We start from the raw sequence: 24,999 nt of genomic DNA, 5'->3' as shown, positions 1-24,999 counted from the left end.
CGATGGTCGGGGCGTAGGAGCGCTCGTTGTCGTTGACGACGATGACGAGCGGGCGGTCCTTGGCGGCGGCGATGTTGTTCAGCGCCTCCCAGGCCATGCCGCCGGTGAGCGCGCCGTCGCCGATGACGGCGACGACGTGGTCGTCCTTCTTCAGGACCTCGTTCGCCTTGGCGAGTCCGTCGGCCCAGCCGAGGACCGTGGAGGCGTGCGAGTTCTCGATGACGTCGTGCTCGGACTCGGCCTGCGAGGGGTAGCCGGACAGGCCGCCCTTCATCTTGAGCTTCGAGAAGTCCTGACGGCCGGTGAGCAGCTTGTGGACGTAGCTCTGGTGGCCGGTGTCCCAGAGGACCTTGTCCCTGGGGGAGTCGAAGACGCGGTGCAGCGCGATGGTCAGCTCGACCACACCGAGGTTGGGGCCGAGGTGGCCGCCGGTCTTGGAGACGGCGTCCACGAGAAACGTCCTGATCTCCGCGGCCAGCTGCTCCAGCTGTTCCGGGGAGAGCCGGTCCAGATCGCGCGGCCCCTTGATACGGGTCAGCAGAGCCACCCGTGCCTCCTTGCGTTTGAGCTGGTCGAGCTTGCCGATTTTGTCGAGTCTAATGTTCCGCCGGAGACCGGAAGTCTCAGGGCAGGGGTTCTGTGTCACTCCGGTGGCCGACACGCCGGTGCCCCGGGTGGCGATCCCACTGGTCCGGACGCAGCAGTGCCCGGCGCCGGTTCGCGGCGCCGGGGCACTGTGGGGTTTCTTACGCGTTCCGACCGATTGCGTCGGTCCGGGCGCGTTCTAGGCGCGACCGGCGGTCTTCTGGGTGCGCCGGGAGATCGAGTCGATCACGACGGCGGCGAGCAGCACCGCGCCGGTGATCATGTACTGGATCTCGTTGGCCATGCCGATCATGTTCAGGCCCTGCTGGATCGACTGGATCACGATCATTCCCAGGAGTGCCGACCAGACCTTGCCGCGGCCGCCGAAGAGGCTGGTGCCGCCGATCACGGCCGCGGCGATGACCAGCATCAGCGTGTTGCCGGAGCCGAGGCTCTTGGTGGCGCCGCCGGAGAGGCTGGCCACGAAGAGGCCGCCGAAGGCGGCGAGCATGCCGGAGAGGCCGAAGACGATGATCCGGACCCGGTCCACGTTGATGCCCGCGCGGCGGGCGGCCTCGGCGTTGCCGCCGACCGCGAAGACCTTGCGGCCGAACAGGGTGCGGCGGGCGACGAAGTCGGCGATCACCAGGACGGCCACGAAGAGCACCAGGGCGAGCGGCAGGCCGCGGGCGCCCTCGGGCTCGTTCAGGACGTACGCGACGACGAAGCTCATGATCGCGACGACGCCGGTGCGCAGCACGATCTCGCTGGTCGGGCGGGCCGGCAGGGCGGCCGCCTTGCGCCGCTTGGAGTCGAGCAGCAGCGAGCCGGCGTACGCGAGGACCGCGACGAGGGCCAGGCCGTACGCGGCGGCCTTGTCCTCGAAGTAGTACGCGGTGAGGTTCTCCACGATCGAGCCGCTGGGGGCGTTGATCGAGCCCTCCTTGCCCATGAGCCAGATCTGCAGACCGCTCCAGCCGAGGAAGCCGGCGAGGGTGACCACGAAGGCCGGGACGCCGATCTTGGCGAAGAAGAAGCCGTGCAGCAGGCCGATGAGCAGGCCGGCGGCGACCGCGAGGACGACCGAGAGCAGGTCGTTCATGCCGTTGCTGACGTTGAGCACGGCCCAGACGGCCGCGCCGACGCCCGCGACGGAGCCCATCGACAGGTCGATCTCGCCCAGGATCAGGACGAAGACGATGCCGACGGCCATGATGCCGAGGCCGGAGGAGTACACCGCGATGTTGGCGACCGAGCTCGCGGAGAGGAAGTTGGGGTTCTGGGCCTGGAAGACGATCGCGATGACGATCAGGCCGAGGACGACCGGCAGGGAACCGAGCTCGCCGCCGCGGATCTTGCGGAGGAACTCGGTCCAGTAGCCCTTGAGTCCCTCCTCGCGGACGAGGAGGCGCGGGTCGACGGCCGGGATCGGGGCGGCGGAGGTGTCCGTCGGCTCGGCGCTGTCGGTGGGCAGCGGGGTCTTGGCGAGGTCGCTCACTTCGCGTCCTCCTTCGTGGCCTGGCGCGCCTGCCGACGGGTCACGGCGTTGTCCGTGGCACCGGTGATGGCGGCGATGATCGTCTCGTGGGTGGTGTCGGCGACGTCGAAGACGCCGTTGTTGCGGCCGAGCCGGAGCACGGCGACGCGGTCGGCGACGGCGCGCACGTCGGCCATGTTGTGGCTGATGAGGATGACGCCGTGGCCGCGCTCGCGCAGCCGCTCCACGAGGTCGAGCACCTGTGCGGTCTGCTCGACGCCGAGGGCGGCGGTGGGCTCGTCCAGGATGACGACCTTCGGGTCGCCGATCAGGGCGCGGGCGATGGCGACGACCTGACGCTGGCCGCCGGAGAGCGCGGCGACCGGTATGCGGACCGAGGGGATGCGGATGGACAGGGTGTCCAGGAGCTCCCGGGCGCGCTTCTCCATCGCGATCTCGTCGAGGACGGAGGCGGAGCGCAGCTCGCTGCCGAGGAAGAGGTTGGCGACGACGTCGAGGTTGTCGCAGAGCGCGAGGTCCTGGTAGACGGTCGCGACGCCGAGGTCGGAGGAGTCGTGGGGCTTGGTGATCTGGACCGGGCGGCCCTCCCACTCGATGACGCCCTCGTCGATCGGGTGGACTCCCGAGATCGTCTTGACGAGGGTCGACTTGCCGGCGCCGTTGTCGCCCACGAGGGCTACGACCTCTCCGGCATGGATCTCCAGATCGACGTCGGTGAGCACCTGGACGGCGCCGAACCGCTTGGAGACCCCGCGCAACGCCAGCACGGGCGTAGCGGACACGTGAATCATCTCCTTGCCGCCTGACCGGCGGGGATGAGGGGTGCGGAAAGCACGCGCGCGTGGGGGGTGCGAGACGTGCGGTGCGTACGGGCGGGGGGCCGCGTACGCGAGGGGGGTGAGAGGAGTCCGGCGGCCCCGCCCCCGCTTGCGGGGCGTTGAACGGGGCGGGGTCCGCCGGACCGGTTCTCGGTGCGGGCTACTTGATGCCCGCCGCAGTGCACAGCGCCTGGTACTCGGCGGTGCAGATCTCGGCGGCCTTGTAGACGCCGTCGGCGACGATCGTGGAGGCGATGTTCTCCTTGGTCACGACCTGCGCGTCGTAGAGACGGGCCGGGATGTCCTTGAACTCGCCGGTGAGGCTGGTGACCTTGGCGGGCGTGAAGGGCTCGATGGTCTTGCCCTTGAGGAGCGCGACCGCGATCTCGGCGGTGGTCTCGGCCTCGGGCTTGATCTGCTTGTAGATGGTGAAGGCCTGGTCGCCCTTCAGGATCCGCTGCAGACCCGCGAGTTCGGCGTCCTGGCCGCCGACCGGGACCTTGATGCCCTGCTTGGAGAGTGCCGTGATGATGCCGCCGGCCATGCCGTCGTTGGCCGAGTAGACGCCCTGGAAGCCGTCCTTGCCCAGGGAGTCGATGGCGGCGCCCATCTTCTTGTTGGCCTCGTCCGGGGACCAGTCCGGGATGTCCTGCTCGTAGACGACCTTCTTCACCTCGGTGTCGAGGACGCTGTGCGCGCCCTTCTTGAACAGCGGGGCGTTCGGGTCGGTCGGCGAGCCGTTGATCATGACAACGTTGGCTTCCTTGGCCTTGGCGCCCAGCGCCTTGACCAGGCCCTCGCCCTGCAGGCGGCCGATCTTCTCGTTGTCGTACGAGACGTAGGCGGAGATCGGGCCCTCGGCCAGCCGGTCGTACGCGACGACCTTGACGCCCTTCTTCTCGGCCTGCTGGACCCAGGACTTGGTGGCCTTGTAGTCGACCGAGTCCAGGATGATCACCTTGACGCCCTGGGTGACGAGGGCGTCGAACTGCTTCTTCTGCGTCTCGGTGTCCTGCGCGGCGTTGTTGTACTTGACCTCGCAGTCCGAGCAGAGGGCCTTGATCTTCGCCTCGATGATCGGGCGGTCGAAGGTCTCGTAGCGGGTGGTCTTGTTCTCCGGCAGCAGCAGACCGATGGTCTTGCCGTCGCCGCCGCCGTTGTCCGAACCGCCGTCGCCCGCCTTGCCGCATGCGGCGATGGAGAGGGCCATGGATACGGCGGCCGTGCCTATGACGACGCGACGCGTCATTCCGTTCATGTGGGGTTGCCTCCCTGACGAGGCCGCGTCGTTGCGGCCGAGGTGGCTGGAAGTCAACTCGGCCGCGAGGTCGACGTCAAGAAGTAAATCCTTAACGAGATGACAACGACGCCATCCGTTATCTAAGTGAACGCATGCTCGGCGACCGGCGCGGCGCCCGGCGACGCACTCTCCAACAGGGTCGAATCGCCCATTTCACTCAGCGCGAGGGCCAGCGCGCCCAGCACCTCGGCGCGTTGCCCGAGGGCTCCGGGGGCCACCGAGAGCTGCCGGGCCGCGCTGGGGATCGCGTACCGCGAGACGGAGTCCCGAATCGGCCCCAGGACCAGCTCACCGGCCTCCGCGAGGTCGCCGCCGAGCACCACCCGACTCGGGTTCAGCAGATTGCAGAGGTTGGCCACACCGCTGCCGATGTGGCGGCCGACGTCGGCGACCACCCGCCGGCAGCCCGGGTCGCCCTCCCGGGCCAGCTGCACGACCCGCTCCATGGTCAGGTCGGGGCCATGGCTGGACTGCAGCAGCGGCAGCACGTAGCGGGCGGCAGTGAACGTCTCCAGGCAGCCCCGGTTGCCGCAGCGGCAGACCGGGCCGGACTCGTCGAGCGTGATGTGGCCGATCTCCCCCGCGGTGCCGCCCGGACCCCGGTACACCCGGCCGTCGATGACGAGTCCCGCGCCCACGCCGCTGGCGACCTTGATGTACGCCAGGTCCTTCACCCCCCGGCCGCTCCCCCACACCAGCTCGCCGAGCGCGCCCAGGTTGGCGTCGTTGTCGACGTGGACGGGCACCCCGAGCCGGCGGGAGAGCTCCTCGGCCGGGTTGATGCCGGTCCAGCCCGGGAGGATCGAGGTGGAGCCCAGGGTGCCGGACGAGAGGTCGATCGGCCCGGGCACGCCCAGGCCGACCCCGACGATCTTGTCCCGGCCGATGCCGGTGCTCCCGATCAGCCGTGTGACCAGGCGTTCCGCCCGGTCGAAGCCCTCCGCGGCGGAGGCGTCCACGTCCAGCGGCTCGGACTCCTCGGCGAGCACCTGGTGGGCGAGGTTGCCGACGGCGACCCGCAGATGGGTGTGGCCGAAGTCGACGCCGATCACGATGCCGGCGTCGCCGGAGAGCGAGACGGCGCGGGCCCGGCGGCCGCCCGCGGAGGTCGGCGTGACATCGACCGTGCCGCCGTCCTTCAGTTCTCGCACGATGTTGGAGACCGTGGCGGCGGACAGGCCGGTGGCCCGGGCGATCTCCGCCTGGGTCAGCGATCCGGCCATACGTACCGCTCGGACGACGCGTTCGAGGTTGGCCCTGTGCAGAGACGTCTGCGACCCGGGAGTCTCCATCGACTCACTCACTCCTGCCGTTTTCTCCAACATGTGAACTCTAAGGGGACGCTTTGGCCTCCGTCTCCGTCAAGACCTGGTGGGGGTGGTGTCCAGACAGCCCGAAGCCCCGACGGGCATCGCCCGCCGGGGCCTGAAGCTGTCTCGGGGCCCTACTTCAGGGTCGCCGAAGTGAGCCCCGCCTGGACCTGGCGCTGGAAGGAGAGGTACACGACCAGCATCGGGATCATGGCGATCGTCACACCGGCGAACAGCACCGGCAGGTCGGTCTCGTACCCCTGCTGCTGCTGGAGCTGGATCAGCCCCTGGGTGAGCACGTACCGCTCCGGGTCGTCGCCGCTCTGCGGCTGCATGAGCACGGTCGGCAGCACGAACTGGTTCCACTGGCCGAGCGTGTTGAAGATCCCGACGCTGAGCAGGCCGGGCTTGGCCATCGGGAGCATCACCTGGAAGAAGGTCCGGGTGTGCGAGGCCCCGTCGAGCACCGCCGCCTCGAAGACGGCGGTGGGCAGCGTGCGGAAGAAGGCGTGCATGAAGAACACGGTGAACGGCATCGAGTAGGCGACGTACACCAGGATCAGGCCCTGGAACGTGTTCAGCATGCCCAGCAGCTTCACCATGAAGAAGAGCGGGACGAGCGCCAGGAACACCGGGAACATCGCGCCGGCCACGAAGAAGTAGTAGATGAGGCGGTTGCCCCAGAACTCGTAGCGGGCCAGCACGTACGCGGCCATCGAGCCGAACAGCATGGTCAGCGGCACCGAGAACACCAGGACGATCACTGTGTTCACGAAGTAGTCGCCGATGCCCTTGTCCCAGGCGCGGCTGAAGACGTCGAGGGACCAGTTCGCCGGCCAGCCGAAGGCGGACCCGGCGATCTGAGTGTCGGTCTTGAAGGAGCTGAGCACCAGCCACAGCAGCGGCAGGACGATCATCAGGGCCCACAGGGCCAGGAAGCCGTGCGAGAAGGCGTTGAGGACCACGCCCTCGCTCGCCGGGGCGCCGGAGCCGTCGCCCTTGCTGACCGCGCGCTGCCGGGGGATCGTGCCGCCGTCGGCGCCGGTCTCTTTGGTGAGTGCATTCATCGTGGGCTCTCCCGCTCAGAACTCGATGCGCTCGCGGCGGGTGGCGCGCAGCGTGACCACGGACAGGATCAGGGTGAGCAGCAGCATGACGACGCCCATGGCGCAGGCGTAGCCGCTCTTTCCGAAGTAGAGGAAGTTCCGCATCATGACGGTCGACATGGTCTCGCTGGCGTGGTCGGGACCGCCGCCGTAGTCGCCCGAGGTCATGGTGGAGACGAGAACGAACATGTCCATCGCGACGATGCCGAGATAGACCCAGGCGGTCTGCACCGAGTCCCACAGCAGCGGCAGCGTGATGCGGAAGAAGGCCTGGGCGCGGCCGGCGCCGTCGATGAGCGCGGCCTCGTAGATGTCCCGCGGAATGGACTGCATCGCGGCCGAGAAAAGCACCAGATAGAAGCCGACCCCGTGCCAGACGACGACCGCGATCAGCGCCCAGAGCACGAAGTTGGGCTCGTTGAGCCATTCGACCGGCTTACCCGGGTCGACCAGGCCGATCTTGGCCAGGAAGCCGTTCAACATGCCGCCGGTGTCGCTGCGGTACACGGCGCCGAAGAGCACCGAGAGAATCGCGAGCGAGAGCACCTGCGGGAAGAAGTAGACGATTTTGTAGAACCCGGCCCCGGCGACGCCCGAGACGCCGCCGGCCCGGCTCCGCCCGCCCGCGTTCACCATGAAGGCGAAGAACAGGGCGAGCAGAATGGTGATCACCGGGATGAACACCAGGAACAGGATGTTGTGCCAGACGGCACCGAGAAAGATGTCGTCCTCGAACAACGCGACGTAATTGTCCAGACCGACGAACGAGAAGGTCTGCGACTGCCCCTTCCAGTCGGTCAGCGAGTAGCCGAAGGTCTGGACGTACGGCCAGATGACGAAGACCAGATAGAGCGCCACGGGGACGAAGAGAAATCCCGCGACGAACTGGTACTGCCCTTTGCGCATGGCGTTCCTGCTCCTGATGTTCCCGGCGAATGCTGCGGTCGGTGCGAGATCAGTCGCGGCGGTTCTTCTTGGACGCCGGGTCCTTGGCCGCCTTGTCGACCGCGGCCTGCGCCCGCTTCAGCCATTCCGCGGGCTGAATGCGCTTGGCCATCAGCTCGTTGGACGCGTTCTGGATGGCGGTGTCCATCTCGCTGTACCACTCGGTGTAGAGGAACCGGAACGTGTTCGAGCCGGCCTTCTTGGAGACCTCGACGGTCGACTGCGTGCCGGGCCGCAGCTTGACGCTCGGGTCCACGCCGTCCGCCAGGATGGTGAGCGAGTTGGCCTCCTTGGCGAAGCTCGTCGACCACTCCTTGGAGAGCATCAGCCGCATGAACTCCTTCGCCTCGGCGAGGTTCTTGGCCTTGGCGGGGATGATGAAGGGCTCGCCGGAGCCGGCCCGGATCGCCTCGAACGGCATCTTGCTGCCGGGCAGCAGCGGCATCGGCATGAACTTCATGTCGAAGTCCGGCGGGGTCTGCTTGAGCTGCTCGTTCTCCAGCCAGGAGCCGGAGGTGATGAAGGCGGCCTTGTACTGGTTCCACCGGGTCTGGGACTCGGTGTGGGTCAGGCCGTTGGTGCCGGGCATCAAGTAGCCCTTCTCCACGACCTCGTAGATCGCCTCGACGGCAGCCTTGGCGGCGTCGGATCCGACGAACGCCTTGGGGTCGAGGTTGTCGATCGCCTTCATGGCGTCCAGACCGCCCTTCTTGGCGATCAGGTCCATGATGGCGACGTTGATGTAGTACGGGTACTTGCCCTGGTGGGCGAGGCCGCCGATGCCCTGCGCGGTGGCCTCCTTGCAGATGGCGAGGAACTCGTCCCAGGTCTTCGGCTCGGTCCAGCCCTTCTCCTTGAAGAGCTTGCCGGAGTACCACAGGCCCCACACCGTGTAGATGTAGTTGAGGGCGACGACCTTGCCCTCCTGCATGCCCGGGTCGAGGGTGCCGGGGATGAGGGTGTCGCGGACCTTCTTCGACGGGTCGTCGACCGACGGCGCGTCGAGGACCTCGGCGAGGTCGAGCAGCTGGTTGTTCTTGTGAAGAACGTCGATCTTGATCTTCTGCGCGCCGGAGTCGTCCACGAGGTCCGGCGGGTTGCCTGCGTTGAACCGCGGCTGGAGCTTGCCGGTGATCTCCTGGGTGCCGGTGTGGGTGGCGGTGACGCCCCACTTCTTGTTGAAGGAGGCTTCCCACGCCTTGGCGTACTCGTCGCCGTAGCCGCCCTTGAAGACGACGACGTCGATCTTGCCGCCCTTGGCCACGCCGAACGGATTGTCCTTGGACGTCTGCCCCTTGGGCTTCTTTTCGTCCGTGTTCTCGCCGCCGCTGGAGGCACACGCGGACAGGAAGCTCATCGTCGGCACCGAGATCAGACCGAGAGCGACAGAACGCTTGATCAGATCGCGACGGCCGAGGCCCTCATGGTCGTGGGCGGAGGTGGATCCCATGCTCAAGTCCTCGCCTTCTCCAGGACTCAGGCGGTGCTTGCCGGTCGCCCGTACTGCTCGCCTGAGGCGAAGGGCCCCGCCACCGCAGTCAATTGCAGCTGGGTTCGTGCAGTTTCGCAGTCGTTCCGCCGTCGTGTGCGGCACGACTGGCCGGACGCCGACAGGTATAGTCCACTTCCCGCCAACGGAGCAAGATCGAAAGCAAGGTTGGTCGGCAGTCTTTCCCGAGTTGAGACCTCCGGGAAATTCCTGACGGGTCATCATCGAAGGCTGCCCGGGAATCTCCGTCGAATGACCGAATCCACCCCTTCGAGCGCGTCAACACCCTTGACACCACCTACCACTTGCCGCCCTACTGAAGCCTGCGCACGGCGACTGACAACGTTGTCTCGGCCCTTGTCGGGCCTCTGTGACAGGAGAAACGACGCGGCATGCACACCCGACGCATTCCCCACAGAAGGGTCGCCGCGCTGGCGGCCGCCGCACTGATCGTGAGCGCCCTCCCCGGCACCGCGCTGGCCGCACCCGAGCCGCCGGGCGACGCGGCCGGGGAGTTCCGCACCTCCTTCGAGGCGGGCGAACCCCAGCCGGCCTGGCGCGACACCGTCGAGACCACGCCCGCCGGCGTCAAACGGGCGGCGGGCGTGGACGGCGGGTTCGCCGCCGGGATCCCCGGCAATGTGACGGACAAGGTGGTCGAGGTCCGGGCGAACGGCGAGCACGCGAGCGCCGGCGAGACCAAGGAGAACCTGGTCGACCTCCAACCCGGTACCAAGTGGCTGGTGTTCGAGCCCACCGGCTGGGTCGAGTTCGACCTGGCCGAGCCGACCCGCGTCGTGACCTACGCGCTGACCTCGGCGAACGACGCCGCCGAGCGCGATCCGCGCGACTGGGTGCTCAAGGGCTCTGCCGACGGCAAGGACTGGCGGATCCTCGACAGCCGCGCGGACCAGGTCTTCGACAAGCGCTTCGAGACCCGGAGCTACTCCTTCGAGAACACCACGGCGTACGCGCACTACCGCCTGGAGATCACCCGGAACAACGGCGCCACGGGGATCACCCAGCTCGCCGACGTCCAGTTCTCCAACGGCGACACCTCCTCCCCCGTGCCCGAGGACATGCGCAGCCACCCCGACCGCGGCCCCGGCGGCTCCCCCACCGCCAAGGCGAACGCCGGCTTCACCGGGAAGCGGGCGCTGCGGTACGCGGGCACGCACAAGCCCGACGGCCGGGCGTACTCGTACAACAAGGTTCTCGACGTGAACGTGCCGGTCGGCCGGGACACCGAGCTCTCGTACCGGATCCACCCCTCCCTGCCGGAGACCGACCTCAACTACCCGGCTGCCAATGTCGCGGTCGACCTCGCCTTCACCGACGGCTCCTACCTGAGCGAGCTGCGGGCCACGGACGCGCACGGCGGACTCCTCACCCCGCAGGGGCAGGGCGCCGCCAAGCGCCTGTACGTGAACCAGTGGAACCACGTGAGCTCCCGGATCGGCGCGGTCGCGGCCGGCCGGACCGTCGACCGGATCCTCGTCGGATACGACGCGCCCAAGGGCCCGGCGAAGTTCCAGGGCTGGATCGACGACGTGGTGCTCGCGCCCAAGGCCCCCGAGAAGCGGCTCGACCGGCTCTCCGACTACGCCTCGACGACCCGCGGCACCAACTCCAGCGGCTCGTTCTCGCGCGGCAACACCTTCCCTGCGACCGCCGTCCCGCACGGCTTCAACTTCTGGACGCCGGTCACCAACGCCGCCTCCAAGAGCTGGCTGTACGAGTACCAGCGCGGGAACAACGCGGATAATCTGCCCACGATCCAGGCGTTCAGCGCGAGTCACGAGCCGAGCCCCTGGATGGGCGACCGGCAGACCTTCCAGCTGATGCCCTCGGCCGCCGCCGGCGTCCCCGACGCCTCGCGCGCCGCTCGCGCCCTCGCCTTCCGCCACGAGAAAGAGACCGCTCGGCCGCACTACTACGGCGTCACGTTCGAGAACGGCCTCAAGACGGAGCTGGCGCCGGCCGACCACGCGGCCATGATGCGATTCCGCTTCCCTGCCGGTGACGCGAGCGTGCTGTTCGACAACGTCACCGAGGAGGGCGGTCTGACGCTCGACCCCGACGGCCGCTCCTTCACCGGGTTCTCCGACGTCAAGAGCGGTCTGTCCACGGGCGCGACCCGGATGTTCGTGCACGGCGTCTTCGACGCGCCGGTCGTCGCGTCGAGCGCGCAGGGCGTCCGGGGCCACCTCCGCTTCGACGCGGGCGCGGACCGAACGGTCACCCTGCGCCTGGCCACCTCGCTGATCTCCGTCGACCAGGCGAAGGCGAACCTGGCGGACGAGATCCCGGCCGGCACACGGTTCGAGGAGGTGCGGGAGCAGGCGCAGGACGCCTGGGACGCGCTCCTCGGCCGGGTCACCGTCGAGGGCGCGACCCACGACCAGCTCGTCACCCTCTACTCCAGCCTCTACCGGCTCTACCTGTACCCGAACTCCGGCTTCGAGAAGGTCGGCTCGGAGCACAAGTACGCGAGCCCGTTCTCCCCGATGACCGGGCCGGACACGCCCACGCGCACCGGCGCGAAGATCGTCGACGGGAAGGTGTACGTCAACAACGGCTTCTGGGACACCTACCGCACGACCTGGCCGGCCTACTCCTTCCTCACTCCGAAGAAGGCGGGCGAGCTGGTCGACGGGTTCGTGCAGCAGTACAAGGACGGCGGCTGGATCTCCCGCTGGTCCTCACCCGGCTACGCCGACCTGATGACCGGCACGTCTTCGGACGTCGCCTTCGCCGACGCGTACGTCAAGGGCGTGGACTTCGACGCGGAGGCGGCGTACGAGGCGGCGCTGAAGAACGCGACGGTCGTGCCGCCGACCCGGGGCGTGGGCCGCAAGGGCATGGAGACCTCGCCGTTCCTCGGCTACGCCTCCACGGAGACCCACGAGGGCCTGTCCTGGTCTCTGGAGGGGTACCTCAACGACTACGGCCTGGCGAAGATGGCCGAGGCGCTGCACGCGAAGACGAAGAAGCCCCGGTACCGGGAGGAGGCGGCGTACTTCCTCAACCGCGCCCGCAACTACGTCGGCCTCTTCGACGCGAAGGCCGGCTTCTTCCAGGGCCGGGACCTGAAGGGCGACTGGCGGGTGGAGTCGGAGAAGTACGACCCGCGGATCTGGGGCCACGACTACACCGAGACCAACGGCTGGGGCTACGCGTTCACCGCGCCGCAGGACTCGCGGGGCCTCGCGAACCTGTACGGCGGCCGGGGAGCGCTCGCGCAGAAGCTGGACCGGTACTTCACCACGCCGGAGACGGCGAGCCCCGAGTTCGTCGGCTCGTACGGCAGCGTCATCCACGAGATGACCGAGGCTCGCGACGTGCGGATGGGCATGTACGGGCACTCCAACCAGGTCGCCCACCACGTCACGTACATGTACGACGCGGCCTCGAAGCCCTGGAAGACCCAGGAGAAGGTCCGCGAGGTGCTGTCGCGGCTCTACACCGGCAGCGAGATCGGCCAGGGCTACCACGGCGACGAGGACAACGGCGAGCAGTCGGCCTGGTTCCTGTTCTCGGCGCTCGGCTTCTACCCGCTGGTCATGGGCAGCGGGGAGTACGCGATCGGCTCGCCGCTCTTCACCAAGGCCACCGTCCGGATGGACAACGGCCGCACCCTGGTCGTCGAGGCCCCGCGCAACAGCGCGCGGAACGTCTACGTCCAGGATGTGAAGCTCGACGGAGAGCGGTGGCGCTCGACGGCGCTGCCGCACGACCTGCTGGCGAAGGGCGGCACGCTGAAGTTCGAGATGGGCCCGAAGCCTTCGTCGTGGGGTACGGGGGCGTCGGCCGCTCCGGTGTCGATCACGACCGACGACAAGACGCCCGTGCCGCTGCGGGACGTCGCCACGGGGAGCGGTCCGCTGCGCGACGACACCTCCGCCACGGCGGGCGAGCTGACCACCGTGGACCTGCCGGTGACGAAGCCGGTCCGGGCCGTCCAGTACACCCTGACCTCCTCGGCGCGCGGCGCGGCGCCGGCCGGTTGGGTGCTGCAGGGTTCGACGGACGGCGAGACCTGGAGGGACCTGGACCGGCGCGCCGGTGAGTCCTTCGCCTGGGACCGGCAGACCCGGGTGTTCTCGGTGGCGGCGCCGGGGACGTACGCGAAGTACCGCCTGGCGCGGTCGGGTCCGGGCGGCGCGCTGGCGGAGGTCGAGCTGCTCGGCTAACGCGCCCCGTCCTCGTACTCCCGGTCGTGCACGGGCGCGGCCGGGAGTTCGCGGTCCAGGGACTCGCGGTAGCGCACGCAGCCGCGCAGGAAGCGGGGCCAGGGCGGCACGGCGACCTCGGGGGCGATCGGTTCGGGCAGCAGGCCCCACAGGTTGGGGTGGTGCCAGCACAGGTCGTGGCCGGAGCTGTCCCGGTGGGCGCGGATGCCGGCGCGCAGGCGTTTCGCCTCGGCGAGGAGCGCGTCCCGGTCGAGCCGGTCGAGGTCGTGGTCGGGGTCCTGGTCGTCGTCGGGGTCCATGGCGCGCAGGATAGGAGGACCGGCGAACGCGGACCGGCCGCCACCCCGAGGGGGTGACGGCCGGTTCGTCGTTCCGTTCTGATCAGGCGCTGATCAGCCGCGGATCAGGTTGCGCAGCACGTACTGCATGATGCCGCCGTTGCGGTAGTAGTCCGCCTCGCCGGGGGTGTCGATGCGGACGACCGCGTCGAACTCGACGCCGGTGTCGGTCGTGACCTTGACCGTGCGCGGGGTGACGCCGTTGTTGAGCTCCTCGACGCCGGTGAAGGAGAAGGTCTCCTCGCCGGTCAGGCCGAGGGTCTGGGCCGAGGCGCCCTCCGGGAACTGCAGCGGCAGGACGCCCATGCCGATGAGGTTCGAGCGGTGGATGCGCTCGTACGACTCGGCGATGACGGCCTTGACGCCGAGCAGCGCGGTGCCCTTGGCGGCCCAGTCGCGGGACGAGCCGGAACCGTACTCCTTGCCCGCCAGGATCGCGAGCGGGGTGCCCTGCTCGATGTAGTTGCGCGAGGCGTCGTAGATGAACGACACCGGAGCCGCGTCAGCAGTCGCAGCCCGGGTGAAGTCGCGGGTGTAGCCGCCCTCGGTGCCCGGCGCGATCTGGTTGCGCAGGCGGATGTTGGCGAAGGTGCCGCGGATCATGACCTCGTGGTTGCCTCGGCGCGAGCCGTAGGAGTTGAAGTCACGACGCTCCACACCGTGCTCGGTGAGGTACTGGCCGGCCGGGGTGTCGGCCTTGATGGCACCGGCCGGGGAGATGTGGTCGGTGGTGACCGAGTCGCCCAGCTTGGCCAGGACGCGCGCGCCGACGATGTCGGTGACCGGGGTGGTCTCCATCGTCATGCCCTCGAAGTACGGGGGCTTGCGGACGTAGGTGGACTCGGTGTCCCACTCGAAGGTGTTGCCGGTCGGGATCGGCAGCGCCTGCCACTGGGCGTCGCCCGCGAAGACGTCGCTGTAGGACTTGTTGAACATGTCCTCGCCGATGGCGTTGGCGACGACGTCGTTGACCTCGGCCTCGGTCGGCCAGATGTCCGCCAGGTAGACCGGCTTGCCCTCGGTGTCGACACCGAGCGCGTCCTTGGTGATGTCCACCTTCATGGAACCCGCGAGGGCGTACGCGACGACCAGCGGCGGGGAGGCCAGGTAGTTCATCTTGACGTCGGGGTTGATACGACCCTCGAAGTTACGGTTGCCCGAGAGCACCGAGGTCACGGCCAGGTCGTGCTCGTTGACGGCCTTGGAGACCTCCTCCGGCAGCGGGCCGGAGTTGCCGATGCAGGTGGTGCAGCCGTAGCCGACGAGGTTGAAGCCGACCTTGTCGAGGTACGGGGTCAGGCCCGCCTTGTCGAAGTAGTCGGTGACGACCTTCGAGCCCGGGGCGAGGGTGGTCTTGACCCACGGCTTGCGGGTCAGGCCCTTCTCCACGGCCTTCTTCGCGACGAGCGCGGCGGCGACCATCACGTACGGGTTCGAGGTGTTGGTGCAGGAGGTGATCGCGGCGACGGTGACGGCGCCGTGGTCGATCTCGTAGGTCGAGCCGTCGGGGGCCGTGACGGTGACCGGCTTCGACGGGCCGCCGTTGGGGTGGTTCACCGGGGCGTCGGAGGCCGGGAAGGACTCCTTGCCCGCCTCGTCCGCCTCGTCCACGTAGTTGCGGACGTCCTGGGCGAACTGCGCGGCGGCGTTCGCGAGGACGATGCGGTCCTGCGGGCGCTTCGGGCCGGCGATGGAGGGGACGACCGTGGAGAGGTCGAGCTCCAGCTTCTCGGAGAAGTCGGGCTCGGCGGACGGGTCAAGCCAGAGGCCCTGCTCCTTGGCGTACGCCTCGACGAGCGCGACCTGCTGCTCGGAGCGGCCGGTGAGCTTGAGGTACTTCAGGGTCTCGCCGTCGATCGGGAAGATCGCGGCGGTGGAGCCGAACTCCGGCGACATGTTGCCGATGGTGGCGCGGTTCGCGAGGGAGGTGGCGGCGACGCCCTCACCGTAGAACTCGACGAACTTGCCGACGACGCCGTGCTTGCGCAGCATCTCGGTGATCGTGAGCACCAGGTCGGTGGCGGTGGTGCCGGCGGGCAGCTCGCCGGTCAGCTTGAAGCCGACGACGCGCGGGATCAGCATGGAGACCGGCTGGCCGAGCATGGCCGCCTCGGCCTCGATGCCGCCGACGCCCCAGCCGAGCACGCCGAGGCCGTTGACCATGGTGGTGTGCGAGTCGGTGCCGACGAGGGTGTCGGGGTACGCCTGACCGTTACGGACCATGACCGTACGGGCCAGGTGCTCGATGTTCACCTGGTGGACGATGCCGGTGCCCGGGGGGACGACCTTGAAGTCGTCGAAGGCGGTCTGGCCCCAGCGCAGGAACTGGTAGCGCTCCTTGTTGCGGCCGTACTCCAGCTCGACGTTCTGGCCGAAGGCGTCCTTGGTGCCGAACTTGTCGGCGATGACGGAGTGGTCGATGACCAGCTCGGCCGGGGAGAGCGGGTTGACCTTCGCCGGGTCGCCGCCGAGCTCCTTGACGGCCTCGCGCATGGTGGCGAGGTCGACGACGCAGGGCACGCCGGTGAAGTCCTGCATGATCACGCGAGCCGGCGTGAACTGGATCTCCTGGCTCGGCTGGGCCTGCGAGTCCCAGCCGCCCAGGGCCCGGATGTGGTCGGCGGTGATGTTCGCGCCGTCCTCGGTGCGGAGCAGGTTCTCCAGGAGGACCTTCAGGCTGTAGGGGAGGCGCGCGGAGCCCTCCACCTTGTCCAGCCGGAAGATCTCGTACGACTCGTCGCCCACGCGCAGCGTGCTGCGGGCGTCGAAGCTGTTCGCCGACACGACAGTCTCCTTCATCAAAGTGCGCGTTCTACCGCCATGCTGCCGCCACGACTCCTCGCCGATCCGCTAAGGTAAGACTTAGTTAGGTAATCCTTACCCAGGTGGGCGGCCGCGGTGCGCCGTAAGCAGTTATCTCGATGTCGAGATAACCCTAGTGCATCCCTGCCTTCCGGTCATGCCCGGCGTGCCCGACGTCACGCCGAGACGTCGGGACAGGGCGTGCGGGGTGCCCCCGTACGGCGGCGGTGTGATTGCCGGGCACGGGGGGCGGGGCGACGATCGGGGCATGATCAGCGGCGCGCATGTGATCCTCTACTCGGCGGACGCGGAAGCGGACCGGGCGTTCCTCAAGGACGTACTGGGCCTCGGCCACATCGACGCGGGGCGGGGCTGGCTCATCTTCGCGCTGCCGCCGGCCGAGCTCGCGGTGCACCCGACACAGGGCGAGCCGCGACACGAGCTCTATCTGATGTGCGACGACATCAAGCGGATGCTGCGCCGGCTCGAACAGCGCGGCGCGGAGGTCTCACGGTCCGTCAGCGACCAGGGCTGGGGCCTGCTCGCGGGGGTGCGACTGCCGAGCGGGGCCGAACTGCCGCTCTATGAACCGCGTCACCCCACGGCCCATGACGCGTCGCACGAGGCAACGCACGACACAACACGCGACACATCGCAGGACACTTCGCCCTGAATCACCCGAATGACACACCCTCAACGCAAGCCCCATCTCATATCTGAGATAACCTGCGGCCATGGCAGACGACTACCTCGTACGCATCGGCAAGCTCATCCGCGACGCCCGTCAGCATCGCGGCTGGACACAGACGCAGCTCGCCGAGGCCCTGGCCACAAGCCAGAGCGCTGTGAACCGGATCGAACGCGGAAACCAGAACATCAGCCTTGAGATGATCGCACGCATCGGAGAAGCACTCGACAGCGAGATCGTGTCCCTCGGCTACGCCGGTCCCATGCATCTGCGAGTCGTCGGCCGACGCCGGCTCTCCGGCGCCATCGACGTCAAGACCAGCAAGAACGCCTGTGTCGCGCTGCTCTGCGCGACGTTGCTCAACAAGGGGCGCACGGTGCTGCGCCGGGTCGCCCGGATCGAAGAGGTCTTCCGCCTCCTGGAGGTCCTCAACTCCATCGGTGTGCGCACCCGTTGGATCAACGACGGGGTCGACCTGGAGATCGTGCCGCCGGCCGAGCTGGACATGGAGGCGATCGACGCCGAGGCGGCCATCCGCACCCGCTCGATCATCATGTTCCTCGGCCCGCTGCTGCACCGCATGGACCGCTTCCGCCTGCCGTACGCGGGCGGTTGCGACCTCGGTACGCGCACGATCGAGCCGCACATGATCGCGCTGCGCCGCTTCGGCCTGGACATCACGGCGACGGAGGGCCTCTACCACGCGCAGGTCGAGCGCTCGGTCTCCCCCGACCGCCCGATCGTGCTGACCGAGCGCGGCGACACGGTGACCGAGAACGCGCTGCTCGCCGCGGCCCGCCACGACGGCACGACGGTCATCCGCAACGCCTCCTCCAACTACATGGTCCAGGACCTCTGCTTCTTCCTGGAGGCGCTCGGCGTCCGCGTCGAGGGCATCGGCACGACCACCCTCACCGTCCACGGCGTCCCGCACATCGACGTGGACGTGGACTACTCCCCCTCCGAGGACCCGGTCGAGGCGATGAGCCTGCTGGCCGCCGCGGTGGTCACCGAGTCGGAGCTGACGATCCGCCGGGTGCCGATCGAGTTCATGGAGATCGAGCTCGCGGTCCTGGAGGAGATGGGCCTCGACCACGACCGCTCGGCGGAGTACCCGGCGGACAACGGACGCACGCGGCTGGTGGACCTCACGGTCCGCCCCTCCAAGCTGGAGGCCCCGATCGACAAGATCCACCCCATGCCGTTCCCGGGCCTGAACATCGACAACGTCCCGTTCTTCGCCGCCATCGCGGCGGTGGCCCAGGGCAAGACCCTGATCCACGACTGGGTCTACGACAACCGCGCGATCTACCTCACCGACCTCAACCGCCTCGGCGGCCGTCTCCAACTCCTCGACCCCCACCGAGTCCTCGTCGAAGGCCCCACCCGCTGGCGCGCCGCAGAGATGATGTGCCCGCCGGCCCTGCGCCCCGCGGTCGTCGTCCTGCTCGCGATGATGGCAGCGGAGGGCACGTCGGTCCTGCGCAACGTGTACGTCATCAACCGGGGCTACGAGGACCTGGCGGAGCGACTGAACTCGGTCGGCGCGCAGATCGAGATCTTCCGGGACATCTAGGGCCTATCCGGCCCTGATTCGCCGGACAGGCCCTAGCCGGACGGTGGGCCCATGCCGCCCTTCAGGCGTTCTATGTCGGAAGGGCGGACCCTGATGACGGCCAGGGAGATCACGAAGGAGACGATCGCGAAGGCCGCGGCGACGATGAAGCCGGCGGAGACGCCTGCGGAGAGGACCTCGTCGCCCCAGGGTGGGGGGAGTACGCCGGTTTTCGCGAACTGGGCCTTTTCCAGGGGGGTCGCCTGGGCCAGGAAGGCGGGGACCTGGTCGTCGGCCTCGTTGCGGCTGACCGTGCCGAAGACCGTGACGAGGATCGACAGGCCCAGCGAACCGCCTACCTGCTGCGTCGCGTTGAGCAGGCCGGACGCGGCGCCCGCCTCGTGCGGTTCGACGTTGGACAGGGCCATCAGGGTCAGCGAGACGAACATCAGGCCCATGCCGACGCTGAAGACGAGCATCGGGCCGAGGATGGAGCCCGCGTACGTGGAGTGGACGTCGGTCAGCGTCAGCCAGGACAGACCGGCCGCCAGGCACAGCGAGCCGAGCACCATGAAGGGTTTCGGGCCGAACTTGGGCAGCAGTTGGGAGGTGAAGCCCGCCGCCACCGCGATGACCGCGCTGACCGGCAGGAACGCCAGTCCGGCCTCCAGTGGGCTGAAGCCCAGCACCTGTTGCACGAACAGCGTCAGGAAGAAGAACATCCCGAAGATCGCCGCCGCCAGGCACAACATCATCCCGTAGGTGCCCGCCCTGTTCCGGTCGGCGAACATGTGCAGCGGGGTGATGGGCTGCCGCGACCTCCGCTCGATCAGGATGAACGAGACCAGCAGGACCACCGCGACGCCGAACGAGGCGAGGGTCAGCGGGTCCCGCCAGCCTTGCTGGGCGGCGCGGATGAAGCCGTACACCAGCGCCACCATGCCCAGCGTGGACGTCAGCGCGCCCATGAGGTCGAAGTTGCCGGGATGCCGCTCGGACTCCCGGACGTGGCGCGGTGTGAGGAAGGCGATCAGCAGCGCGATCGGCACGTTGACGAAGAAGATCCAGCGCCAGTCGAGCCATTCGACGAGGATGCCGCCGGCCAGCAGGCCGATCGCGCCGCCGCCCGCCGAGACGCCCGCGAACACGCCGAAGGCCCTGTTCCGTTCCGGTCCCTCGTCGAAGTTCGTGGTGATCAGGGAGAGCGACGTCGGGGAGGAGATCGCGCCGCCGACGCCCTGGAGCGCACGCGCGGCGAGCAGTTGCCAGCTGGTCTGGGCGACGCCGCAGAGCAGGGACGCGAGGCCGAAGAGCAGCACACCGAAGATGAAGGTCCGGCGGCGGCCGAGGATGTCACCGGCGCGTCCGCCGAGCAGCAGCAGTCCGCCGAAGGTCAGCGTGTACGCGTTGACCACCCAGGACAGGTTGGTGGTCGAGAAGTCGAGAGCGCTCTGGATGTGCGGGAGCGCGATGTTCACGATCGTGATGTCGAGAACGACCATCAGCTGGCAGGAAGCGATCACGAACAGGGCTATGCCCTTGCCGTCGCCCTTCTTCGGGGCGGCGGCACGTGCTGGTGTCGTCGGCTTGGGATGGGTCATGGAGCATCGCGCCCCCACCTCGGGGTCCCGTGGGCCGGTCAGTCCACCCCTCGAAAATAAGCCAGCCGCCGATCACTCACCAGTCGATCAAGAACGCCCCGGCACGGCCCCTCAGTCCAGTACCGCGAAGCCGTCCAACTCCACCCGGGCCTGGTCGTCCCAGAGTCGGACGACGCCGACGACCGCCATCGCCGGATATTCACGGCCCGCCAACTGCCGCCAGATCCGGCCGAGTTCGGCCGCGTGGGCGCGGTACTCGGCGACGTCGGTCGCGTACACGGTGACCCGGGCCAGGTCGGCGGGGGCGCCGCCGGCGTGGCGCAGGGCGGCGAGCAGGTTGGAGAGCGCGGTGGTGAACTGCTCGGGCAGGGTCTCCCCCACCACCTTGCCGTCGGTGTCGAGCGCGGTCTGGCCGGCGAGGAAGACCAGCCGCGATCCGGTGGCGGTGACGGCGTGCGAGAAGCCCGTGGGCGGGGAGAGTTCGGCCGGATTGTGGCGGTGGAGCGTCATGCTCGGGCCTCCTCGTCGTCGAGGGCGGGGGTGGGGGTGGCGTGCGGCGGTGTCTGCCGGGCCGCGGCCCCGTGCTGCCTGTACAGCTCCTTCGCGATGATCGAGCGCTGCACCTCCGTCGCCCCCTCGTAGATCCTCGGCGCGCGCACCTCCCGGTAGAGGTGTTCCAGCAGGTGGCCGCGTTGCAAGGCGCGGGCGCCGTGCAGCTGGACGGCGGCGTCGACGACGTACTGCGCGGTCTCGGTCGCGAGCAGTTTCGCCATCGCGGAGCGCCGCGGCACGTCCGGCGCGCCCGAGTCGTACGCCGCGGCCGCCGCGTACACGAGCAGCCGGGCGGCCTCCGTGCGGGTGGCCATCTCGGCGACCTGGTGGGCGACGGCCTGGAGGTCGGCGAGGACGCCGCCGAAGGCGGGGCGGCCTGCGGTGTGGGCGAGGGCGGCGTCCAGCGCGGCCTGGGCCATGCCGACGGCGAACGCCCCGACGCTCGGCCGGAACAGGTTCAGGGTGTCCATGGCGACCTTGAAGCCGCGGTCCGGCTCGCCGAGCACGTCCTCGGGACCGACGGGCACGCCGTCGAAGGCGAGGGCCCCGATGGCGTGCGGGCTGAGCATGTCGAGCGGACTGCCGGTGAGGCCGGGGCGGTCCGCGGGGACGAGGAAGGCCGTGACGCCCCGGGCCCCGGCGCCCGGGGTCGTGCGGGCGAAGACGGTGTAGAAGTCGGCCTCGGGGGCGTTGGAGATCCAGCGTTTCTCACCGGTCAGCCGCCAGCCGCCACCGGCCCCGCTCCCCGCCCCGTCCGGCGCGGCGTCCAGCGCCAGCGCGGCGGCGTCCGACCCGGCGTCCGGCTCGCTGAGCGCGAACGCGGCGACCGCCCGCCCCGCGACGACCTCGGGCAGCCAGCGGGCCCGCTGCGCGGGGGTGCCGGCCGAGGCCACCGGATGGGCGCCCAGCCCCTGCAGGGCGAGCGCGGTCTCGGCCTCCGTGCAGGCGCTGGCCAGGGACTCCCGCAGCAGGCAGAGCTCCAGCGCGCCGGAGGAGAACAGCCGCTCCAGGAGCCCGAGTTCGCCGAGCGCGGCGATCAGCGGACGGTTCACCCGGCCCGGCTCGCCCTTCTCGGCGAGCGGGCGGAGCCGGTCCGCGGCCAGGGCGCGCAGCGAGGCGCACCAGTCGACATGTGCCGGATCGAGCGAGAATTCGGGCATTCTGGCCCCCACTTCCGTCGCGTCGGTCGGATCTCCCACCAGCTCTATCGCGAACCGTTGACTGTCGTCACCATCACGATACGCTCATTGGGCGACCCCACCACGACAAGGGGCGAAACCCATGGAGCTGACACCCTCGGCGCACCAGGACACCTTCACCCGCGACCATCTGCCGCCACCCGGGCAGTGGCCGGAACTGCTCTTCGACCTGCCGGATCTGCGCTATCCGGAACGGCTCAACTGCGGGACCGAACTGCTGGACCGCACCGCGGAGCGGTTCGGCGCGCACCGGCCGGTCTTCCGCGACGCGTCCGGCGCCGTCTGGACGTACGGCCAGCTGCGCGAACGGGTGAACCGGATCGCCCATGTGCTCACCCACGACCTCGGCGTCCGCCCCGGCAACCGGGTGCTGCTGCGCGGCCCGACCACCCCTTGGCTGGCGGCCTGCTGGCTGGCGGTGATGAAGGCGGGCGCGGTGGCCGTCACCGTGCTGGCCCAGCAGCGCGCCGGGGAACTGGCCGTGATCTGCGAGATGGCCCGCTGCACGCACGCGCTGTGCGATGTGCGGACCGTCGACGACCTGGTCAAGGCCGAGGCGCCGGGGCTGCGGATCACCGCCTTCGGCGGCGACGCCCCCGACGACCTGCTCTCGCTGGCGATCGGCAAGCCGGACACGTACGAGGCGGTGCCGACCGCCGCGGACGACGTGGCGCTGATCGCCTTCACCTCCGGGACCACCGGCCGCCCCAAGGGGTGCATGCACTTCCACCGGGACGTCCTGGCGATCGCGGACACCTTCTCCGCCCAGGTGCTGCGGCCCGGCCCGGACGACGTCTTCGCGGGCAGCCCGCCGCTCGGGTTCACCTTCGGGCTGGGCGGTCTGGTGATCTTCCCGATGCGGGCGGGGGCCAGTGCCGTACTGCTCGAACAGGCCGGTCCCCGGCAGCTGCTCGACGCCGTGCCCCAGCACCGGGTGTCGGTGCTGTTCACCGCGCCGACGGCGTACCGGGTGATGCTCGACGAGATGAACGGCCACGACCTCGGCTCGCTGCGCCGCTGCGTCTCCGCGGGCGAGAACCTGCCCGCCGCGACCTGGGAGGCCTGGCGGGACCGGACCGGTCTGCGGCTGATCAACGGGATCGGCGCGACCGAGCTGCTGCACATCTTCATCTCGGCCGCCGAGGGCGACATCCGCCCCGGCACCACCGGCGTCCCCGTCCCCGGCTGGCAGGCCCGGGTCGTCGACGCGGCCGGCGCAGCAGTACCGGACGGCGAGGAGGGCCTGCTCGCCGTCCGCGGCCCGGTCGGCTGCCGCTATCTGGCCGATCCCCGGCAGAGCGAGTACGTGCGCGGCGGCTGGAACCTCACCGGCGACACCTACGTGCGCGAGCCGGACGGCTACTTCCGCTACGTGGCCCGCGCCGACGACATGATCGTCTCGGCCGGGTACAACATCGCGGGTCCGCAGGTCGAGGAGGCCCTGCTGGCCCATCCGGACGTCCTGGAGACGGCGGTGGTGGGCCGGCCGGACGAGCTGCGCGGCCAGATCGCGGTGGCGTACGCGGTGGTACGGGAGGGGGTGCCCCGGGACACCCGGACGGCGGACGCGCTGCGCGCCTTCGTGAAGACCCGGCTGGTCCCGTACAAATGCCCCCGCGAGATCGTCTTCCTGGACGCGCTGCCGCGCACGGCGACGGGGAAACTGCAGCGCTACCGGCTGCGCGATCTAGAGTGATCACGTGGCCGAGCAGCACACCCCCCGTTCCCTGATCGTCTCCCTGTACGGCGCGTACGGGCGCATCCCCGACGACGCGCCGCTCCCCGTGGCCGAGCTGATCCGGCTGCTCGGGGTGCTCGGCGTGGACGCGCCCTCGGTGCGCTCGTCGGTGTCCCGGCTGAAGCGGCGCGGGCTGTTGCTCCCGGCGCGCACGGCCGACCGGGCCGCCGGGTACGCCCTGTCGGCGGAGGCGCGGCAGCTCCTCGACGACGGCGACCGCCGGATCTACGCGCGCGCCGAGCCGTCCCTGTCGGACGGCTGGGTGCTCGCGGTCTTCTCGGTCCCCGAGTCCGAGCGGCACAAGCGGCACCTGCTGCGCTCCCGGCTCGGCGGCCTCGGCTTCGGCACGGCCGCCCCGGGCGTGTGGATCGCCCCGGCCCGGCTGTACGAGGAGACCCGGCACACCCTGGAGCGGCTGCGCCTGGACCCGTACGTGGACCTGTTCCGGGGCGCCCACCTGGGCTTCGCGCCGACGGCGGAGGCGGTCGGGCGCTGGTGGGACCTGGCGGCGATCGCCAAGGCGCACGAGGACTTCCTCGCCGTGTACGAGCCGGTGCTGCACGCCTGGGAGGCCCGCCCGGACACCCCGCCGGAGGACGCCTACCGGGACTACCTGCCGACGCTGGACTCCTGGCGGCGGCTGCCGTACCTCGATCCCGGCCTTCCGCCGGAGCTGCTCCCGGCGGGCTGGCCGGGTGCGCGCTCGGCGGAGGTGTTCGCGGCGCTGCACGAGCGGCTGCGGGACGCGGGCGCGCGGTTCGTGCAACCGTACGATTCCGGAACTCGTCCTTCCGAGTCATGAGCGCACATCCCGTCTCCCGGCTCCAGTGGCTGTCCTGGGGCGCCGCGGGCCTGGTCGGCGTGCTCGCCGCGTACGGAGCGAGCGCGCTGACGGCGTCGGCGCGCTCGTACTGCGACGCCGCCTGGGAGCCGCCGCACCGCTTCGCCCACAATGTCGAGCTGCTGATCCTGACCGGCGCCACGGCCGGCATCGCCGTGACGGCCGCGGTCCTCGCCCGCTGGGCGACGGTGCGCGGGCCGCGATCGGCACGGGCGTCGGCCCAGGTGGCTGTCGTCCTGCTCGTGGTGGCCGCGCTGGCCTGGTGGTACCTGGCCGCGCAGGCGACCCCGGCGGACTATCCCGGGGACTCCGGGCTCTGCCCGAGCAGCAATGTGCCGCCGTGGTGGCCGAGGTGGCTGCCGTCGTGACCGAGGAGCCGCAGAGCACGTACGAGCCGACGTGGCTGGTGGCCGCGAACGTGGTCAAGTGGCGGCGGTGGGG

At 69.6% G+C, this 24,999-nt stretch carries 19 protein-coding genes; 6 read left to right on the top strand and 13 right to left on the bottom strand.

The annotated features are described in order from the left end of the window. The 8 genes from VIU94_RS04505 to ngcE form a co-directional block, all read right to left on the bottom strand. Window positions 1-547 (bottom strand): 1-deoxy-D-xylulose-5-phosphate synthase N-terminal domain-containing protein (locus VIU94_RS04505; RefSeq protein WP_331907771.1); only part of this gene is annotated, 547 nt, incomplete at its 3' end. Window positions 548-784: 237 nt separating this feature from the next. Then, the gene (locus VIU94_RS04500; protein ID WP_414720886.1) at window positions 785-2,083 is read right to left on the bottom strand and encodes a sugar ABC transporter permease; all 1,299 of its coding nucleotides are present in this window, start codon (window positions 2,081-2,083) and stop codon (window positions 785-787) included. After that, window positions 2,080-2,874 (bottom strand): ATP-binding cassette domain-containing protein, encoded by a 795-nt coding sequence (locus VIU94_RS04495; RefSeq protein WP_331907769.1) that lies wholly within the window; start codon window positions 2,872-2,874, stop codon window positions 2,080-2,082. Before VIU94_RS04495 ends, VIU94_RS04500 begins: the two co-directional genes overlap by 4 nt. A gap of 187 nt (window positions 2,875-3,061) precedes the next feature. Continuing rightward, a complete protein-coding gene (locus tag VIU94_RS04490; RefSeq protein WP_331907767.1) occupies window positions 3,062-4,159 on the bottom strand; it encodes a sugar ABC transporter substrate-binding protein in 1,098 nt (365 codons plus the stop codon). Window positions 4,160-4,281: 122 nt separating this feature from the next. Beyond that, on the bottom strand, window positions 4,282-5,493 hold the full coding sequence (gene rok7B7, locus VIU94_RS04485; RefSeq protein ID WP_331907765.1) for an ROK family transcriptional regulator: 1,212 nt from the start codon (window positions 5,491-5,493) through the stop codon (window positions 4,282-4,284). A 152-nt stretch (window positions 5,494-5,645) separates the two neighbouring features. After that, complete coding sequence (locus tag VIU94_RS04480; RefSeq protein WP_331907763.1) at window positions 5,646-6,578, bottom strand: carbohydrate ABC transporter permease; 933 nt, start codon at window positions 6,576-6,578, stop codon at window positions 5,646-5,648. 15 nt (window positions 6,579-6,593) lie between these two features. Further along, the gene (locus VIU94_RS04475; protein ID WP_331907761.1) at window positions 6,594-7,523 is read right to left on the bottom strand and encodes a carbohydrate ABC transporter permease; all 930 of its coding nucleotides are present in this window, start codon (window positions 7,521-7,523) and stop codon (window positions 6,594-6,596) included. Window positions 7,524-7,572: 49 nt separating this feature from the next. Continuing rightward, complete coding sequence (gene ngcE, locus VIU94_RS04470) at window positions 7,573-9,012, bottom strand: N-acetylglucosamine/diacetylchitobiose ABC transporter substrate-binding protein (RefSeq protein ID WP_331907759.1); 1,440 nt, start codon at window positions 9,010-9,012, stop codon at window positions 7,573-7,575. Window positions 9,013-9,443: 431 nt separating this feature from the next. Here ngcE and VIU94_RS04465 point away from each other — a divergent pair, with 431 nt between their 5' ends. After that, window positions 9,444-13,244, top strand: a complete 3,801-nt coding sequence (locus VIU94_RS04465) for a GH92 family glycosyl hydrolase (RefSeq protein WP_331907757.1) — start codon at window positions 9,444-9,446, stop codon at window positions 13,242-13,244. On the opposite strand, the gene VIU94_RS04460 is transcribed toward VIU94_RS04465, so the two are convergent. Together VIU94_RS04460 and acnA are read right to left on the bottom strand one after the other, a co-directional pair. Beyond that, window positions 13,241-13,543 (bottom strand): hypothetical protein, encoded by a 303-nt coding sequence (locus tag VIU94_RS04460; protein WP_331907755.1) that lies wholly within the window; start codon window positions 13,541-13,543, stop codon window positions 13,241-13,243. The two genes, VIU94_RS04465 and VIU94_RS04460, sit on opposite strands and share 4 nt — an antisense overlap. A 93-nt stretch (window positions 13,544-13,636) precedes the next feature. Beyond that, entirely contained in the window at window positions 13,637-16,366 is a 2,730-nt protein-coding gene (acnA, locus tag VIU94_RS04455) for an aconitate hydratase AcnA (protein ID WP_331907753.1), read from the bottom strand. Window positions 16,367-16,652: 286 nt separating this feature from the next. Between acnA and VIU94_RS04450 the strand changes: the two genes are divergently transcribed. Then, entirely contained in the window at window positions 16,653-17,057 is a 405-nt protein-coding gene (locus VIU94_RS04450) for a VOC family protein (RefSeq protein ID WP_331907751.1), read from the top strand. A 61-nt stretch (window positions 17,058-17,118) separates the two neighbouring features. Beyond that, window positions 17,119-18,648: a type II toxin-antitoxin system RelB family anti-toxin gene (relB, locus tag VIU94_RS04445; RefSeq protein ID WP_331907749.1), complete on the top strand. Its 1,530-nt coding sequence runs from the start codon at window positions 17,119-17,121 to the stop codon at window positions 18,646-18,648. 32 nt (window positions 18,649-18,680) lie between these two features. Here the strand turns inward: relB and VIU94_RS04440 are convergent, their stop codons facing one another. The 3 genes from VIU94_RS04440 to VIU94_RS04430 all read right to left on the bottom strand — a co-directional run bounded on the left by VIU94_RS04440 (window position 18,681) and on the right by VIU94_RS04430 (window position 21,940). Further along, a complete protein-coding gene (locus tag VIU94_RS04440; protein ID WP_331907747.1) occupies window positions 18,681-20,228 on the bottom strand; it encodes an MFS transporter in 1,548 nt (515 codons plus the stop codon). A gap of 111 nt (window positions 20,229-20,339) precedes the next feature. Beyond that, the gene (locus VIU94_RS04435) at window positions 20,340-20,738 is read right to left on the bottom strand and encodes a RidA family protein (RefSeq protein ID WP_331907745.1); all 399 of its coding nucleotides are present in this window, start codon (window positions 20,736-20,738) and stop codon (window positions 20,340-20,342) included. Then, on the bottom strand, window positions 20,735-21,940 hold the full coding sequence (locus tag VIU94_RS04430) for an acyl-CoA dehydrogenase family protein (RefSeq protein WP_331907743.1): 1,206 nt from the start codon (window positions 21,938-21,940) through the stop codon (window positions 20,735-20,737). The genes VIU94_RS04435 and VIU94_RS04430 overlap by 4 nt, the downstream gene beginning before the upstream one ends. Before the next feature lie 121 nt (window positions 21,941-22,061). Here VIU94_RS04430 and VIU94_RS04425 point away from each other — a divergent pair, with 121 nt between their 5' ends. The 3 genes from VIU94_RS04425 to VIU94_RS04415 are packed head-to-tail and all read left to right on the top strand — an operon-like array spanning window position 22,062 to window position 24,926. Beyond that, on the top strand, window positions 22,062-23,675 hold the full coding sequence (locus VIU94_RS04425) for an AMP-binding protein (protein ID WP_331907741.1): 1,614 nt from the start codon (window positions 22,062-22,064) through the stop codon (window positions 23,673-23,675). 4 nt (window positions 23,676-23,679) lie between these two features. Continuing rightward, window positions 23,680-24,519, top strand: coding sequence for a PaaX family transcriptional regulator (locus VIU94_RS04420; RefSeq protein WP_331907739.1), 840 nt, complete (start codon window positions 23,680-23,682; stop codon window positions 24,517-24,519). Then, the gene (locus VIU94_RS04415) at window positions 24,516-24,926 is read left to right on the top strand and encodes a hypothetical protein (protein WP_331907737.1); all 411 of its coding nucleotides are present in this window, start codon (window positions 24,516-24,518) and stop codon (window positions 24,924-24,926) included. Before VIU94_RS04420 ends, VIU94_RS04415 begins: the two co-directional genes overlap by 4 nt. Window positions 24,927-24,999: the final 73 nt, after the last annotated feature.

Source organism: Streptomyces sp., assembly GCF_036566765.1.
Taxonomy (GTDB): Bacteria; Actinomycetota; Actinomycetes; order Streptomycetales; family Streptomycetaceae; genus Streptomyces.
Note: the sequence above shows the minus strand (reverse complement) of the source record. Positions and strands in the feature narration are given on the sequence as shown.